7 protein-coding genes are annotated in these 18,972 nt (G+C 34.3%); 6 read left to right on the top strand and 1 reads right to left on the bottom strand.

The window, feature by feature from the left end:
- Window positions 1–52 precede the first annotated feature (52 nt).
- The 6 genes from AAFU52_RS04545 (at window position 53) to AAFU52_RS04520 (ending at window position 6,738) form a co-directional block, all read left to right on the top strand.
- A complete protein-coding gene (locus AAFU52_RS04545; RefSeq protein WP_035092945.1) occupies window positions 53–1,441 on the top strand; it encodes a S41 family peptidase in 1,389 nt (462 codons plus the stop codon).
- A gap of 162 nt (window positions 1,442–1,603) precedes the next feature.
- A complete protein-coding gene (locus tag AAFU52_RS04540) occupies window positions 1,604–2,290 on the top strand; it encodes a hypothetical protein (protein WP_438425676.1) in 687 nt (228 codons plus the stop codon).
- 501 nt (window positions 2,291–2,791) lie between these two features.
- Window positions 2,792–3,628 carry a LytR/AlgR family response regulator transcription factor gene (locus AAFU52_RS04535; protein WP_438425675.1) on the top strand — a complete coding sequence of 279 codons (837 nt, stop codon included), beginning with the start codon at window positions 2,792–2,794 and terminating at the stop codon, window positions 3,626–3,628.
- A 124-nt stretch (window positions 3,629–3,752) separates the two neighbouring features.
- Window positions 3,753–4,415: a CPBP family intramembrane glutamic endopeptidase gene (locus AAFU52_RS04530; protein ID WP_024771923.1), complete on the top strand. Its 663-nt coding sequence runs from the start codon at window positions 3,753–3,755 to the stop codon at window positions 4,413–4,415.
- A 335-nt stretch (window positions 4,416–4,750) separates the two neighbouring features.
- Entirely contained in the window at window positions 4,751–5,794 is a 1,044-nt protein-coding gene (locus tag AAFU52_RS04525; RefSeq protein WP_438425674.1) for an adenylate/guanylate cyclase domain-containing protein, read from the top strand.
- A gap of 83 nt (window positions 5,795–5,877) precedes the next feature.
- Window positions 5,878–6,738 carry a polysaccharide deacetylase family protein gene (locus AAFU52_RS04520; RefSeq protein WP_438425673.1) on the top strand — a complete coding sequence of 287 codons (861 nt, stop codon included), beginning with the start codon at window positions 5,878–5,880 and terminating at the stop codon, window positions 6,736–6,738.
- 228 nt (window positions 6,739–6,966) lie between these two features.
- Here AAFU52_RS04520 and AAFU52_RS04515 read toward each other — a convergent pair whose 3' ends face one another.
- On the bottom strand, window positions 6,967–18,936 hold the full coding sequence (locus tag AAFU52_RS04515) for a LysM peptidoglycan-binding domain-containing protein (RefSeq protein ID WP_438425672.1): 11,970 nt from the start codon (window positions 18,934–18,936) through the stop codon (window positions 6,967–6,969).
- Window positions 18,937–18,972 lie beyond the last annotated feature (36 nt).

Below are 18,972 nucleotides of genomic sequence, written 5' to 3'. Positions count from 1 at the left end.
GGACGATTAGCACTAAAATGATGTATAGTTTTGCACACAAATTCAAAACATCATGAATAAATATTATATCGTAATTTTAATTTCTTTAATACTTAGTTGTAAAAACACAAACCAAACTAATTTTAAAGTTCAAAATCAATTTTCAAAAACAGATGTATTATCTGATCTAGAATTTTTAAAAACCTCTCTAGAAAACACGCATATCAACCTATACGCATACACAAGCAAATCTGAATTTGAAGAAAACTATAGCAAAGTTAAACATGAAGTTAAAAAGGATAGCTTTAGTATTTTAGAAGGTGTAAAAATATTTCAAAAAGTTGTATCAAAAGCTAATAATGGACACACAAGGATTCCATTTCCTGTCCAATCCTATATTTCCTTTGCTCAAAATGGTGGTACTATTTTCCCCCTAGAAGTAGCAATTGAAAATGGTAAGGTTTTGATTAGAAAAAACTGGTCAAAGAACTTGGGTATAAAGATTGGCGATGAATTAACAAACATTAATAATATACCAATAAACAAAATTCTTAAGAAAATATACCCTCAAATTTCGGCTGAACGTTTGTATTTTAAAAATGTACAGTTAGAAAATTTAACTCTTCCTAGGTTTTATTGGCTAGTCTTTGGAGAGCAAATCACTTTTAAAGTAAAGGTCATCCAAAAAGGGGAGCAATCAACATACAGGCTTAAATCTATAAAGGCTATAGAAGAATATGAAATGAAACGTGATGATATTATAAAGCATGATAAACTATTAAAAATGCTCTCAAATAATACAGCATATATAAGACCTGGAGATTTTGGCGGAAATTTAGATAAGTATAAACAGTTTATAGATTCTTCATTTATAGAAATAAAAAATAAAAAAAACTTGATTATCGATTTAAGAAATCACTCAGGAGGTGATGATGAGTTTGGAGATTATTTAGTTTCTTACATTGCTAACAAACCTTTTCTATGGTCATCTAAGTTTCAACTTAAAACTAGCACTTTACTAAAAGAACATACTAGACAAACCAAAGATACTACTCAAAGATATTGGAAATATATCTTGGAGCATAAAAATGGAGAAATTTACGATTACGATTTTGGTTTTTATAAGCCACAACCTATAGCTAAACGTTATCAAGGCAAAGTATATGTATTAGTCAATCGCCAATCTTATTCACAATCTACAGTTACTACTGCTCAAATTCAGGATCACGGTTTTGGTACTATAGTAGGAGAAGAAACAGGAGAATATCCTAACCTTTATGCTTCTATTTTTAATTATAAATTACCTAAAACAGGTATAAGTGTGGACATATCTAAAGGAAAAATTAATCGAGTAAGTGGTATTGATAATAACAAGGGTGTTGTTCCCAATATTATTATTAAAGATCATCTTTTAGATGAAAAAGATGAGATTTTAGAAAGGCTCTTAAAAAAAATAGAATAAAATAAAAAATTAACTATTGCCAACAACGTGTATTTTTTTTGCGGCTGAATTAATTAGCTTTAGATTACGACAGAATTATACCCGCGTACGATTCTGTAACGAAACCATAGCCCAAACCGTTTTAGGTAATGTATGAAATGAATTATGGATAAAAAAATAATTATGTTAATTTTACTTACTACATTGTTTTATGGATGTAGTGAAAAAGAGAATATTGAAGGACTTTGGGTTGTTAAAAATGTTCAAGTAGGTGATAAGAAAATGACTCCAAATGCTAGATGGACTAGGTTTAATAATGATTTTACACAACAAACTGGAAACGGATGGTTTCAACATTCAAATGGAACTTGGGATTTTAATAAAAATTCAAGAGAATTATTAATTAAAAACACCAATGGATTAATTGATCAAAATGAACCGTTTAAAGTTTCTTTTGATAATAATAAAATGATTTGGAAACGAATTGAAGAAGGACAAAATGTGGTAGTCACTTTAGAGAAAACAAATGAACTCCCAAAAACTTATGGAGATCATTTATTAGGTCTTTGGAAATTAGAAAATTCAAAAGGAAATGGTGTTTTCTTTGATGAATCAGTTGAAAATAATGAATATTTATTTTTACGTTGGGACAAAAAATTCCTAATTAATTCATCAAACGGAAAAATAAATGGTGTATACAATGTTCATGGACACAAACCTGAAATTGAATTAATCCCTTATAACAGTAAAATTAAAAGAAGTTTTTGGAAAGTTGATTATAATAATGAACAAATATCCCTTAAACTTTTGAATTCAGACAGTCTAGTTACGAAAAGCTTTGTTAGAATACACGAGTTTCCAAGAAATTAAAACTACCTACAACAACGGTTATAATCAATTTTATTCTCGCCTATTTCAGAAAATCCTTGCATATTTTCAGTTTGCCGTGTACTTGCAAAGTTAAGTCCTAAACCACGCAACTATTCATAGCCGATAACGTTGACCGATTTGGTGAAATTATGAAAGACTTGATGAAATGGATGAAAAATTAAAAGCAACTGTTGCCAACAAGGTGTATAGTTTATTGCTTTGGGTTTTCATTTCGGAAAATCACTCGCAAAAGAACTATCGGCAATTTTATTTATTAAATTAGTCGCTAAACCAAACGCAACAAACCATACGCATACCGTTGGCAAAAATATTCGAGGGATATTCTTCAAAGCAACCTTTACCTAATCAGACTCACTTTTTTTACGATTACACGTCAAAATTTGATTGAATTTAATAAATGACGAGCAATATTCTTGGCGAAAATTCTATAGAGAAATTATTCTTTACTTTTGAATTTGACAAAAAAAGAGTTTCTAATTCATGAGTACTACACAACCAACCAAGAATACAGTAAAAACAGTATGGCATACATGTATCAGTAGTTCTGCATGGCGTTGGTCTCAGAAAGCAATTATATTGATCATTTTTTCTTTAGTAGCAAATCATTTAGCAGCGAGTGATAATTTTCTGGATAGTGAATCGTATAGATTTCCCATAGAAGGTTTTATGTCGACTATTGTTTTATCTATTCTCGTTGGAATCATAGCGGATATCAATTTTAGATTTTATAAGAAAAAATATTTCTCTAAAAAGGTAGAAATTGTCACTATCGCAAGGTTTATGGTTTCTACTCTAGGATGTATTACAATCATGTATATCCCTATAAATATTATTATAGATAAAGTTGTAGGTGGACAGACAGTGTTCTATTATTTATTAATTGGTTTACTAATTACGTTATTATTGTGTTTTATTTTCATAGGTTTATTGTATGCTCAAGACATATACAATTTATATAAGTTATCTATAAGAGAAGCTGAAATTACTATTGATAGCGGCGCGAAAATAAAGAAGCTTACCTATGAAAATATTGCGTGCTTTTACAGCGAAAACAAAATTGTGTATACTGTTCAAAATGACGGCACAACAATTAATACCGATTTTACATTGAATGAGCTCGAAGAAAAAATAAACGATCAATTGTTTTTTAGAGCCAATCGGCAAATTATCATTCACAAAGATACTATAGACCTAATTGAAAAGATTGAAAATGGCAAGTTGCGTATTCGGTTAAAAGCTTTCATTAAAAAGGATACGATTGCTGAAATTAATATCAGTCGTTACAAGCGAAAAGCATTTATGGATTGGTTTCAATAAAAGATGCCAAAAACTACCGACTATTCAGTTATGAATTTCGACCATTCAGTAAAAACATAAGCGTTTAAAGGGGTTTTCAGAGATTTTGTTCATTACTTCGTTTAGAATTTAAAATCAAAAAACAATGAACAAAATCACCTTACGACAAATATTAATTCCTTCAATTACCTTTGCAATCATCTGCTTTTTATGGTTTGGACCAATTAATTTAAGTTTCCTTCCAAATATTATTGCTTCAATACTAATCATCATAGCAAATTACATAGAATACAAAGGAAAAGCATTTTCAGAACTTGGGTTTCAACGCGAAAAATTTACAACCAAAAACATTTTCGTACTTGCTCCATTAGTTGCACTAGGACTCTTTGTTTTTTATTTTTTTGCATTGGTTCCTGTAATTACAAAACTAACTGGAGTTCCTATAGATTATTCAAGTTTTGATGAATTAAAAGGAAATCTTCCTGCCTTATTAGTTACTTTATTAATAGTGTGGGCCACTTCAGGATTTGGAGAAGAAATAATCTTTCGCGGTTATTTTATGCGACAATTTGTAAAATTCTTTGGAGAAAGCAAAATCAGTATAGTGCTTAATATTGTCCTAGTTACTGGTTTTTTTGGCTTCATGCATTGGCAACAAGGCATTACAGGACAGCTTGTTACTTGGATTACCGGAGCACTCATAGCTCTGATATTCTACTTGCGTAAATACGATTTGTGGTTTGTTATTGCTGTACATGGTTTTTTTAACACCATTGCTTTAATTTGTGTTTACTTTGGTTTGGCGTAGCGATACTAAGTAATATGACGTATACCTTGGATGTACCCAATAAAATGTGCCTTTTTGGAACTATACTTTGTTATAAAAATGAAACAGAACTATGGCTATACCTGATGAGTTTTTGAGATTTAGACGAAGTTATTGTGCTTAATCTGAGTCGAAAAAATAATTGAGATAATTACAGTTGGTGTGTTTCGTACTTTAGCCAACATAGTATATACTTCATAGCTACTAATTGCTGATTTACGAAAATATTTGTTATCATTTTATTTGTTTTTAATTTACTATATCTTAGTACGTGAAATACGCTACAAAGCATATACTAATCTGTTATTTACAATAAAATGAAGTTCAGAAATAAACGCAGATTACAAATCCTGAAACAATATATTATTGGATGGACTATTGCGTTCATTTTTTTAAGTATTGTTCGGGGTGAAGGCACAAAAGAGTTGGGGTCTATTCAAATGGAAGTTTGGAGGGCGATCCTTGCTTCTTTTTTTATGGGACCCATTTTTGGAAGTATCTCAGGTATTGCTCAAATATTGACCGAAGAACACGGATATAAACAGATAGCATTTCAAAAGTTGTTGATTCTTCGTTTTCTATTTGCTATTCTATTTGTTGCATCTATTATACTATTAGCATATTTTATCTTCGGTGAAGATATTGGGCTTCTTCAGTTTGCATTTGAACCTGGTAGTTTTGCTATTTATTTATATATAGTATCTGTCGATATTTTCATGTTTGGTCTAAGGCAAGTAAATCTCTTTTTGGGAAGTGATAATTTATGGAAACTTTTTCGCGGCAGATTCTATACGCCCCGAGAAGAAAAGAGAATTTTTATGTTTCTTGACCTTCAGTCCTCAACAATGCATGCCGAAAATTTAGGTCACGTTGAATACAGCAAAATGATTCAAGACTGCTTTATTGATTTAGGAATCTCTGTCGAAAGCGAAGCCGAAATCTACCAATATGTTGGCGATGAAGTAATATTGACATGGAAGCTTCAGGACGGAATAAGAGGGCAAAACTGTCTTAAAGTCTATTTCAATTTTAAACAGCGATTGAATAAACGAAAGGAGTATTACCTAAAGAATTATAATTGTATCCCACATTTTAAAGCAGGAATGAATTCGGGTATTGTTACTGTGGCTGAGGTAGGTAAATACAAAAAAGAAATTGCATATCATGGAGACACTATAAACACAGCTGCAAGGATTCAAGGTCAATGCAATGAACTTAAGCAAGAGTTTTTGATTTCTGAGAGTTTAAAAAACGATTTGAATAATTTAGGTTTTGTTTTTTCTGAACTTGGCAGTATAGAACTCAAAGGAAAAGGAAGCCAAACACGTCTTTATGCAGTTAATCAAACAAATAGTAAATAACACTATGTAAAAAGCATTAAAACGCTTTTACATTTAACGTTATGAACAATCAAAATACAAAAGAGTAAAAACATCCATTAAGAATGAATTTAGCACAAAAATTGGGGTTTCAGGAAAATGCAAAATTATTGATAATCCATGCAGACGATGCAGGACTTTCGCATTCTGAAAATATAGCAACAATTCAATCACTAGAGAAAGGTTTTGTGAATTCATATAGCATAATGGTTCCGTGTCCGTGGTTTTATGAAATGGGAGTATTTGCAAAAAATAACCCACAATTTGATAATGGAATTCACTTGACACTAACCTGTGAATGGGAAAATTATAGATTTGGGCCTGTTTTACCTGTTTCTAAGGTTCCAAGTTTGGTTGACGAGAATGGTCATTTCTACAAAAAAAGAGAACAACTTAGAAAAAACGCATCTGCCGAAGATGTTAAAAATGAGTTGCAAGCACAAATCGAAAAAGCAATCAAATTTGGATTAAAACCAACACACATTGATTCGCATATGTATAGCATTGGTACAAGTCCTGAGTTTTTTGACATATATAGAGACTTAGGGAAAAAATATGATCTTCCTGTTTTAATAAATAAACAATTGATGAAAATGGTTGGACTAAATCCTGAATTAAATATTAAAGAAGGAGATTTTCTAATTGACAGGACTTATGTTGGAGAACTTGAACATTTCGAGGCTAATAAACTAAACGACTATTACAATTCAATTTTAGAAAATTTGACAAGTGGATTGAACCTTATTTTAATTCATCCTGCATTTGATGATAACGAAATGAAAGGAGTAACCGTTAACCATCCAAATTTTGGTTCTGAATGGAGACAAATCGATTTTGACTTCTTTACAAGTGAGCAAAATAGGTCGAAACTTAAAAAGAACAATATCGAATTGGTTACTTGGAATGATATTAAAAAAAGTGCATAACAATATATCCTGTGTAAAGCCCTTTACTAATTCATAAAAATACGATATTTTAATATTCTAAGTAGCTTATATTAATGATTTTACATTGTTGGTATTCACTTCGTCGTATATCCTTACCATAGCAGATACAAACAGAACTGGTATAAAACATATCTGATCCTATACATAAAAACCCCATACGACTAGTCGTATGGAGTTTTGGTTGGCTCGCCTGTTTTTACATATGTATTACATATCCGTAATATAATCTAGTGATAATGTTAATGTTCTTAATCGAATTAATGGTTTTGGTTGTGCAGTTAGATTAGAAAATATAGTAAGATCAAACCAAAGTGATGCTTCGGTATTATCTACTTGATTTGTACTATACCATTCTTTAATGCTATTTGCCCAATCAGAAATCATTTGTTTGAGTGCTTTATCCGATCCATCACCTAGTACTTGTATTGCTTGTAATGGTTGCATAATTACCGGAAGAAAAATATCACTTAGCTTGCTGTTTGCCTGATAGCTATAATTAGCATTCATCAAAATACTAATAGTATCCTGGGAGTTTTCTGCTAATAACGTATCAAATAAAATGGTAAGCTGTTGTTCTAATGTTCCAACATTCGGGCTGGACGGATTATTTATCGTTGCAATATTTAGTGGTTTGCTACTATCTATTGTTGGGTGAAAAGCATTTGAAAACCCAATATTACCTGTCGTATATACAAAATCATCTGCAGATGGTTTACCGGGCACCAATTCTACATTACGCTTCAAGTTTGCAGTGGTATCAGCATCCTGTCTGTTTAGGATATTCATCGTAGGGATAAGTACCTCACGATTTGCTATAGATTGCCCAATAGAAGCTTCAAGGATTTTCCCTGTATCTTTAGAAGTATAATAATAACTATAACTGGCTCCATCCTCGGGATCAATAGAAATTGCATTGTAATCAGGTATGTTTACAATTGGGATACCTATTCCTTCTGGTACTGTACCAAAAATATTAACTAATAATACTCCTGTATTGGTTTCTATTGTTGTAGAGCTTTCTTTGATATAAAAAGAATATGGATCTGCAGTATAGCCTTGTTTTAATAGCTCATTAAAAGTATTAAGAGCAAAGCCATTACTGTTTTCTGCGGCATCTGCCATTTTGGAAACCATTTTATTATAAGAGGATAAGGCTACTGCTGCTGATTCGAACTGAGAAGCATCTGTAGTCGTAGCATCGATCTTGATTAATGTATCATTAAATACCTGATTGATGTTAGGAAAAACAGAAATGAACTCGGCCATCTGCGCAAATGCATCTTCAAAACTGACAAGAGCTTTAGCTATATTTTCCTGAACATTAAATAGAATCTCAAAATCAACCTGATCCTGAGGATAGTGGAAGGATTGAGAATACGTAATCTGGTAATTCCAATTCAGGATATCAACTACCGTATTCGTATTGGTCGTATAAGGATAAGAACCTTCTTGCTTAACCATTGCAGGTGCAGTAGGGAAGGACCTTAAAATCAAAGGAACTTTAAAATTGCCTAATGAAGTTTCTAATGGATTGGTTTTACTTTTTGAAATAAAACTTAGCCATGAAGAAGCTTTATAATCTTCGATTCCCGGAACCGAACTAATTTGATGCTCGATAGCAAAACCTGCATAGGTAATATCCAGATCTACATAGGATAATACTTCATTCTCGGTACCTCTAATGATATCTGGAGAAGAAAGCAGGAAGGGCAGCTTGGCATCTTTACTTTCACTTAATGCCAATTTTGGCGAACTTAGACTAAAGGATGAACTGAAGTTACCGCCATCAACGTTTTTCTGTACAGTATGACTTAGTGGAGGTGTAATAACATTTCCAACTTCATCAAACAATGTATCTGTTATAGTTACTATAGTTTTGTCGATTACAGCATCGGCACTTAATTTTAAACGCACAATTCGATTATTCTCGCTAAGTAATGAAGCATTTAAAACATTTATATCATCAGAAACGGTATAATTGCCTATTTTTTCTGCTTCTTCTTTACTCATAAAATTAGAGAAGAAAAGATACACTATAGTAGCTTCTTCCTGATCTAATTCTACCCCCATAAAGACAAAGTTCAGATTGATATTTCCGTATAGTTGAGGAGTATCTGCATCTTCGGGAACGGTATCTGCCTGTACTGTGGCAGCAAATTGAATTCCGGCACGAGTGGTATATGCATTACTAAGTTTAACCAATAATTGCTGTAAGAAGGTTTCCTGAATATTAGATGTATCTGCTGTCTGCCCTGCAAAAACAGGTACCATTGATAGCTTAAGGATTTCTGCCAGGCGTTTTTTGTTAGCCAACATATCAGTAAGGAATGTTGTGCTTCCGAAATTATCAACTAATTGAATAGCAGCTGTAAATTCTGGAGTTAATACATCATCGATACTCGAAAAGATCTGTTTACCCCAAAGATCCATATCAATATTTTTAAAATCAGTATAGGTAGAAGGAGTAGAGAAATCTATACCTGTCTTAGGGTTAAAATAATAGATAGGAATGTGATCTTTTGTCTCTAGCTTATTTGATATTGGTTTTGGTGCAAAAATCACTGGGTTACTGGTATCGTTGACCTCATATCCAATACTGGTAGCCGAATCAAGACCTAATCGAGTAGCCCATATTTCTGTACCCCCGGCATTACTTAGATTCTCATCACGGTCTACACCAGAAGTAACTTTAAGTTGATATACATCATTTTTAGATAAAGCAGTTTCAAATCCAGCAGCAAAGTCTTCTAAACCTGTTGTTTTTCCTGCTTCTGCTTTTGATAAAGGCGGAATACTAGTACTGGCAGACTTAATGCCTCCGGTAGTTTCAAAATCACCAGAAATAGAACCTCCGATACGCTCGATGGTAAAACTTAACTCTAATCTAAATATTTGATCGGTATTTACCTGTGCAGCATCTATGTCGAAAGATATGGTGTGATCACCATCTGGTGTTGCAGTAGTAATTTCACCCAAACTACGATTGGCTAAGAATAGATAGATAGAAGCAATCCATTCTTGAACCAGGCTGTTTACATCATTTTTACTTAGTACAAAAGGATCAGAAGTTAATGTAGGCTCTAATTGAAAAGCAATACCATTAGGATCTGTTAACTGGTACCAAATCTGAGTGTAAGTTTGTAAATCTCTGGTAGCTTGCTCTATCACTGTAGAGGTTGCCAGATCGGTATCATTATCAGCGCTAAATTTAGACCAACCGTTAAATACAAGAACATCGGTATCGCTAGGATTTGTTAAATCGGCTTTAACATTACTTATGGTAACTGTGATTTCTACATTTTCGGGAATGTTATCAACTGTAATGGTAACTGATTTTTTATCGGTATTAAGAACAATCGACTCGATATTGACATTTTGATCAATTGTATAATTAGTTTTGTCTATAGCACTGGTTTCATCTACAGTTACAGTATATTGACCTAGTATAGTAGTACTACTTTTTGCTGTTGTAGAGATTAGTCCCTGATAATAACTAGGGTCAAAATTTAATCCCATGTCCAGTTTAGCTTGTCCTTCTTCTCCGGTTACTAACCAGGAAGAACTGATTGAAGGCCACTGGTTAAGCCCAAGAATAGCATCTGTATATCCTGTTAATACAGGAGGTTCATTTAATGGTTCCTTACTGGTTGCAGATGGATCTGATAACTCGCTTATAATACTGTTACCATAAATATCCTGCCATGCAAAATTGACTTGCAGAATATCGCCTAACCCTAAATATGGACTGTCGTTTCCATCTGGCAGATCATTTTCTGAAGCGACTACCTCTTTACTAAAACGAGTATAAGGTATACTTACCTGATAGTCCCAGGTATCATCAGCTGTTAGTGTTTTTGGAACCTGGATTTTATCGGTACTCTCTGTATCTTCTGCGTCTGTTGTCGGACCAGAAGGTAAACCAATATTACTACTGTTAAAATAATCATTAGCTACCACTTGGTAGGTTAGTGAACTATAGACATTTTGTAAGAATAGTTCTCCAAAATCTGCTGTTTTTGGATTATCGGGAACAGGAGCAGGTATTGGTCGTATTGCATCTATAGAAGTAGTGCCTGCTGCAACGGTAGCTGTTCTGATTTTTGGACCACCGGTACTTGTAATGTCTTGACTATCGGCAAATATCCCAACAACATCCTGATTGTAATTGGCTATAGAAGAAATATTCTCGCCATAAAAATCGGATAATGAAGTGAAGGTAGTGCCGCCAGGGCTGGTACCTACGGTGATCGTAAGCTGTGGTAAGAAAATAGAATCAAACAAGTTTAGTTGATCAGGTAATTCACTACCTGATTTCTGTTTGTTGATTTCCTGTATAGCAGCAACAGTAGTCTCAAAACGAGTAGCAATTTCCTGAAGCGTATTACCACCAACTCCAACTTCATAGATGCCTTCATTGATATTTAACTTAATTGTAGATCTAAGGATCAACTCCTGATTGTCGGTAGCTATATCGGCAATATTTCCGTAGTAAGCATAGGCCAGTTCACGTAGTGTTTGTGTATTAGTAGATGCTAATTTTATGATATTAGGATTTGATTGCGCAAAGAGTACAGAGTTATCTTTGTTAATAGCCTCTCCATTAGCAAAAACATTCATATATGAAGTTATTGTATTTTGAAGACTTTCTTCAGAAGGTTTGTTATACATTACAATAAATGATAATGTCGCCTCACCGTTATCATCAAAAATACGATCTGGAAGCCCTTGTTTACTATCTGCATTATAGTAGTATAAATAATAGCCTCCGTTTCTGGTAATACTGGCTTGCCATAGTAAACGTAAGAAGTCTGTTTGCGTATTGAGCAGTCGCATTTTTTCGTCTTCAGTAAGTGCTGCACTTTTTAGCATGAGATCAAAAGCCATATCAGGCCTGGTTTCCGTAGAAAGGTTTACCTGGGCTAATCCCATAGTGAGTGCATTTTGTGCATCTGTCTGGATACCGTCTGGTGTACTTCCATTAGAGTCAACTGCATAAGCAGGGATCAAGCTGGCAATTAACGAATTGTTATCCCCAATTTCGCTAACTATTTTTTCAAGAATATTAGCGTTATTACTGTTTGCCCCAACCACTTCATACGTGGTTTGTGTGGATGGACTATCAGAAACTACAGGAACTTTCTTTATAGTAACTTCTACCAGAGATCCAAGTCCATAATATGCAACATCATGATTGATCATTTTTTTAGATACCTCATCATATTGGCCTGTTAAAAACTCCATTCTTGGATTAACCGCTCTGGTGCTTAGATCCGGTAGTTGAAGTAACGTATCTGGTAATGGCCATAAACTTAATGCTGGTACTCCAGGAGGAGTACCTCCATACGGTAAGTTAATAGAAGAAGCAGCATTCCAAACAATCTCTGATGTATATGGATAACTAGCTTCACTATTTGTAAACAAATCATTAACACCTAAGAAACTAAGACCTGTGTTTAGTTTGTTTTTGGTAGCATATTCAGCAACCTTATTTATACGAGTTGCATCATCACTATCGGGTTTAATAGTGATCACCATTTTAGAAGGATCACTACCATTAAACGCTAACCATTTTAGAGTATCTGATTTTTTGCTAAAGGTAATTTCAAAATTATTACCTTCTGTAAGAGTGGGGATAGGAAACTGCTGACCATCTAGTGCATATAGTCCTGCGGATTCGAGATCCCCGTATGATAAAACACCTTTATTATCTTCTACCCACATACCTTTATAGTTTGGAGTGACTCCATCTACCGGAAGTTTAAGACCAGCCAGGTAATATCGAGAAGTCATACCAGACAAGTGTTGTATGCCTTGAGTAGCTTGAATTTCTTTAAGTAATTCTCCTACTTTAAACTGTTCCAGATTGGCCATATCCAATGTAGCAGAATCAAATAGATCTGCAATCTCACCATTATTATAAGTTTTGTCAATTGGTTTCTTGGCCAGATCCTTTTGAGTAACATTGAATTTAGAAGCAATACTTCTCAGGCTATCTCCTTCAATAGTAGGATATGTAATTAAAGGAATACTCAATGTAGCGACAGGAAGTAATAAATTTGCTATAGAAGCAATACCACCATCAGTAATCAAAATATCGATATCAATTTGATTTCCTTTTGGCACGGTATCATTGATAGCATCAACAACTTCGGTTAAAGATTGAGAAGGTAAAGTGGTGTAATCGTATGTATAATTGTTATACGTAAAACTAATAGCGATACCTTCTAGCAGAATGTTTTGAGCTTTTTTGTTTAGCATTGCCAGGCTATTTCCATCAAAACTCTTTCCGTAAATGGCTTGATTAGCAATACTGTCAAAGGTATCCCCCTGTTGTACAGTATATGTACTATTAGGGATATGCATGGTTTTACCAGAATTTAATGCTATTCCAGAATTATCATTAAAAAGCTCATCAACAGTATAGGCCATTTCGCCAGAAAGATCACCATTATCATTAATCCATTTTACTATACTATCTGGACTATCCCCATTATTGGTGTAATATTTAAAATCTTTTAAAGAATCCTGAGCATTCTGAACCATTTGTTTGGCAATCAATAAGAAATAGTCACTAAATACAAAATTACCTACAGAAATATCTTCCCCTTCTGCAAAGGCAGCAAAAGTAGCAGGATCTTTCTCTTGCATCTGGATTGCTAACTGATCGAAGTATTTTCTAAGATCACTTATATATGTAGAAGAAATAGTGTTATAACTTTCAAAATCATAAGTTACTCCTTTATAATCGGTACCATAATCTGGTGTCGATAATTCTAATGATAATGCCATTGGGAAGAACGTGGCATTGACATCTGTTTCTTGTTGTGGTTGTTCTTGAATAAGCAAATTAAACTGATCTGTCATAAAAGAATCGATAGCCTCTGTTGGAATTGGACTAGGATTTGAAGGATCACTAAAATAAGCTAATAATTGCGTTAATTGTGAGCTGGTAACAGGAGTAGTATCTACTTGCTCACTAGAGATAGGACCATTCTGAAGTGCAGCGACTGTCCATCTAAAAATTTCTTTACTTAGTAATTCAAAAGAAGAATCAGCGGTGTCTTTAAAAGCTTTTTGATATCCATCTACACGATCCTCTTGTGGTGGTGTCATGGATTCTAAGAAGAGCATAGAAATATAACATGCTTGTTGCTCGCTTAGTTGAGTAGCTTTATCACCTGCCATAGTAAGTCCCAATCCCAAATATCCTGTTAGTGGCACAACTGCTGCTGCTTTTTCCAGGTTAGACCAATTTGGTGTTACCTGAGTCAATGCTACTGTAAGTGGGTTATGTAAAGCGATACGAAGTTGTTTCGCGTTTTGTAATTCATTCTGCGCATACGCTTTTAAAGCGATACCAGATGAGGCAGTTTGCCAAGGCGGATTGCTTGCTATTGCTTTGATCGTAATACTTTGACTGATGCTTGCAGAGAAACTGAAGTGCATCTTTATTTTAAATAACCCCAGGTTTATACTTACACTTAGTGAGACACTTACCGAGGCTGATAACTGAATTACAATAGGATCATATGGAGAAAAGGTTAATTGAGCCAATAACCTGATGTCAATATTAAGATCTGCCTTAATGATAGCAAAGTCAATAGTACCATATAGTTTTCCGATGACACCTACTGTACCTCTAAACCAGAAGTAATACGCTTCTGCTACCTGGGCATCATTAGATGAAGAGGTTGTTGTTAATTGATACGGATTAAACTTAGCTAGAACTCCTTCTAAAATTGCTACTGCAGTAAGGCTAAATCCTGCTTTCAAAATACCAGCATCAAAATCATACCCAAATCCAAACTGCATACCGAAACCAAATACCAAAACAGGATTAAAAGTACCATTAGTAGCATCTGGTACTTTATTGGTTGTAGCACTACTGAGTTTACCAAAATAAACTCCGGCAGAACCCATTACAGGAATCGGGATACCTATCGGTGTCCAAATCAGGGTTTGAAACGTGAATGATCGGGAAAAATCTTCTTTCCAGGGAAATCCTATATCTACCTGAAAATCACCATTGGTGAATAATTCTATGCCAAAAATTGGTAATGTAAGATTAACCTGACCTAACTGTATTTTTCGCATTACTGTGGGTAAAGCGATTTCTGCTTTATACAGCCCAATGGTATCGCTGATTTTTTTGTATAAAATCTGAAAATCCAGACCTTTAAAAATACGAGCGGGTTCTCCTTCGAGAGCTAGGCGTAGCGCATATAAATTAGGATCATTAAAAACGATCTGCATGGTGATAAAGTAACCACTGCTACTAGCTTCAGATCCATTTGCCAATGCCACTGCCGATGTAGATTTTTTATCTTCCTCAAGCTTAAGTACTCCAAAATCCATTCCTACCAGCCAGTTACTGTTAGCATCCAATTGGATACCGGGAATTTCTCCTGGCTCTGTAGATGGAAGATCTTCTCTCATAATTTTTATAGCATCCTGTACTTTTTCGACACTTTGAAAACCAGGAATTGTAACATGTTGACCTAATGCCAGTAATTTCAAATCAAGATATTTGTTACCTTGCCCCGAAGGAGAAGGCGTAGTTTCTGGTTTGGCGGCATCCCAGGTCAAAGGCTCCTTAGGTTTGTCTTGCCATAAGAAACTCCCATCTAAAGTAACCATCACCCCATTATCTTTTGGATCAGGTTGATTTGATTTGTAGGTAACCCCAATAGATTCTATAGTAGCGAATCCTAATGAAATAGGGCCTATACCCAGACTGAAACCAACCTGTTTTGATGTAAAATCATATTTTAGACTCAGATTGTTAAGTGGTATTTTATTGAGAAGGTCCCAGGGAGCAGCCAGCCCAAATTGAGTTCCTGTTGCCCAGGAAACCATTTTTTCTATCATACTACCTATGGTAGTAGATTCTGTAAAGCTTAATTCTGCTACATAATGAGGTTTTGCAGAGGTGCCGGTGTTTGTTACTTCACCTTTTAAGAATTCCCAGATAATCCCAAAGGATTTTACACTAGGATCGAAATCATAAAATGCCTGAAAATTAATACCCAACCAGGTAACATCAGCATTTATATTACCGTAATATCCTACTTCAGTTTTCTCATCTTTTTTACCATACGCTACCATAGCGCTACCTTCTACACTAAGATCAAGAAAATCAATCTCCCAGGGTTTAGCAGTTTTACCGCTAAACTCCCAATATTTGGTTTTTGATTGGATTTTAAAACCAAGGCCATCAATAGCATAATCAAATCCATCATTAGGTTTCCAGGCTGGTGCAATATAGAAAGTAAGTAACTGTCCAATTTCTAGAGCTCCAGAAGTCTGTGTTCCTGTAAATGTCCAACCATTTCCAGTAGCATAGGAAGATTGTAGTGATAGTCCAATTTTCATACTTTCGGGTAACACTACAAATTCACCTCCGATACTAACTTCATTATTACCTGTGTTATGAATTATATTAACTGTTAGTTTATTAATCGTAAAAAGTGGCCCTATAACTAATGGTTTATCAGCCTCAAGAATGGTATTTAACTGATAGTATTTTTCATTTGGTTTTAGGTCAAAGTCCAATAAGGTCACGGCGGTTTCTAAATCCAATGGTCCTGCTCCAAATAATTTCAGTAGGTCACTAAGCTGGATTACACCATCACTTAGACCTCCGTGGACTTTAAAATCGGGGTAGGTACCTAAAACACTAACAGTTCCTTCTCCTATTGTAAAATCACCGGTTACCGTAAATTCAATTTTTCTGTTCGTTACGTCCTGTACATTATAGACCTGTACATCTACGCTGGGATTAATTTGAAAAGGAGGGTTTGCAGACAATTCCCACGGTGTATCCGTACTCATTGCATACGACATATAATCAAATGCATGAGTTTGATTGTTATAGTTTAGTTGAATGTCTTTTAAGCCAAAACCTGCAATTCCATTCAAAGGAGGTTGAAGTACTTGAACCAGATTAATACCTCCGGCCATCTGGAAAAAACTGGATACACTAAGAGGACTGCTAAAACCACCAGTAATAAGCCAGGTGTTCTCTTCTTCAGGGTATTTAATCATTGTTTCCAGTATAATAGGATCATTATTGGCATCTTTTCCAGACCCAATAATATTCCCCTTCAAACCTCCTTCTACCGCACTTCCGGCTTCGTTAATTTTTAAACTGAAACCAGGTTTTTCGAAACCTATCCAAGGGATTCCGTCGATATTCCAACTTTGATCTATTTCCGTTTCAATCTCTGTTACAACCGATTCTTCGGGACTGGTAAAATTTAATGTAATATTAAAATCAGGACCAAAGGCAGTTGTTGTTCCTTTGGATAAGGTAACCTGTGTTACCATATCCCCGTCTTTTTCTTTTGTAATATCATCTTTGGCTACGGTAATAAAAAACAAATTACCTGTTACGAGTTTGAAAAAAGATGATAAATATGTATCTGGTAATGCATTTAGGATATTTACACCACCATTACTATAATTATTGATGAGTTTATTATATACACCTTCTAATGTAAGTGCCTCTTCTTCTAAAACCATTAGATCCGTATCAGAACTGGTTTTGGTACGAGCTTTTGAAGATGCTAATAAAGTAACAATAGGTAAGACTAATTTTACTCCTACCAGACCAAGCATTAATTTATCATGGATATCTTGTTGATAATAGACTCCTAAATTCGTGAAATAGGTATGTACATCATTAGATTCTGTATATGAATTAACCATAAATGTTCCCGAAACAGCTAATGCATTGTAGTACGCTTCGGGTTTACCTGGATTTGTTTTTTTTAGATAGGTATTAAAAGTTTGATTTCTGATGTTTAATGCAGCAGTTTTTGCTGCTTCTGCAACGAGTGAATAATTTACAGCAGATAAAGTCGAAGGGTAATTAGCCCTGTCTTCTTCTCCTGTTTTTGGAATTTGTAGAAAGGGTCGTCCTAAACTAATAGGTAAACTGGAAGACCCTTGACCTTCAAAAACTCCGGGTAATCCCGAATTGGCATAGTAATAATTATAAACTTCCTGAGGAACTGGCCCGAGAGTGATAGCCACTATTTCTTTATTTCCTGCCCCGGTAAGTGTACTGGTTAGGTCATCAATTTTTACATAACTGCCATTTTTATAACCTTCTACTAATGATAATGTGTATCCTCCATCCATTAATGGTTTTACTTGTTGTCCCAGTTTAAGAATAAAATTATCTAAACTTAATTGAGCATAAGCCCCAAACATATCATTATCGATGTAAACTTCTTGGATTTTTGCTTTTAATTTTGGTAAGGTTACTTTCTTGTTCTTGAGATCATCCGCAAATGCAGTGGCATAATCGAAAGGCATTTCCTGATATTTTTCTTGTATTTTGGCAATATCACTAAGTATAAAAAGCGCGATGGGTGTATTGCTGCTCATTTGTGCGGTAAAAGCAGAAAGGATTAAGTTTAAAGTCATTTCTGCTGGACTAGAAAACTGATGCAAACCATATATTGGCCAAAGTCGAAGTTCTTTTTTAGTAGTATGGGCATTATAAATCGACTCAGCATTTATAGATCTTATCTTTAAATCAGGATTATAGGTTTGATTTTTGGCATACCATGTCCATAAAGTTTCTGGAACGGTTGTTAAGGAATCAGCAGGGAATTTAAACGCTAATTCTGCAAATGAAGCTGATTCTTTTGTTAAATCATATGGGTCTTTATCTTTACGTTCTATTTGATTAGGTGCTTTTTCCCATAAATAAGGTTGCAGTCTTAAAAAATAGGTGACATTAAAAAGATCTGCATAATTTACTTCACTGTTATCGGCTCCGCCAGTAAATCCAAAATCGATTTGCTCCAGATTTAGCTTTGTATCTTTATATTCTAAAAAAGTAATGGTGGCTTTACCATAGGTTATACTAGTTGTCAATATATCTTTTGGAATAAGATCGGTAAGTAATATAGCCAATTTGTCTGGAGTATCTGCTCCAGAATAGATCATTAGAATATTTTTAGAATAGTCTGTAGCATCAACTATTCTTTTCATAATATTTACTGTAGTGGCCTGATGCCCAAAATTTGGAGTACCGTCTACATAAAATCGTAGCTCATCCTTACTTTTTATAAGTGTAAGCATGTCCTTTATTGATGCACTGGTAGTAGACTCACTAGCTTCCTGCCCTTGCATTAATTTGGTTAAAAGATCATTGAAGTCGCCCATCTTAAAATATTTTTATGATTTGTGTAATTCTTTACA

It is taken from the genome of Aquimarina macrocephali, from assembly GCF_051627225.1.
Lineage (GTDB): Bacteria > Bacteroidota > Bacteroidia > Flavobacteriales > Flavobacteriaceae > Aquimarina > Aquimarina macrocephali.
The sequence above is the reverse complement of the archived record's forward strand: the minus strand, read 5'-3'. Positions and strand labels throughout refer to the sequence as shown.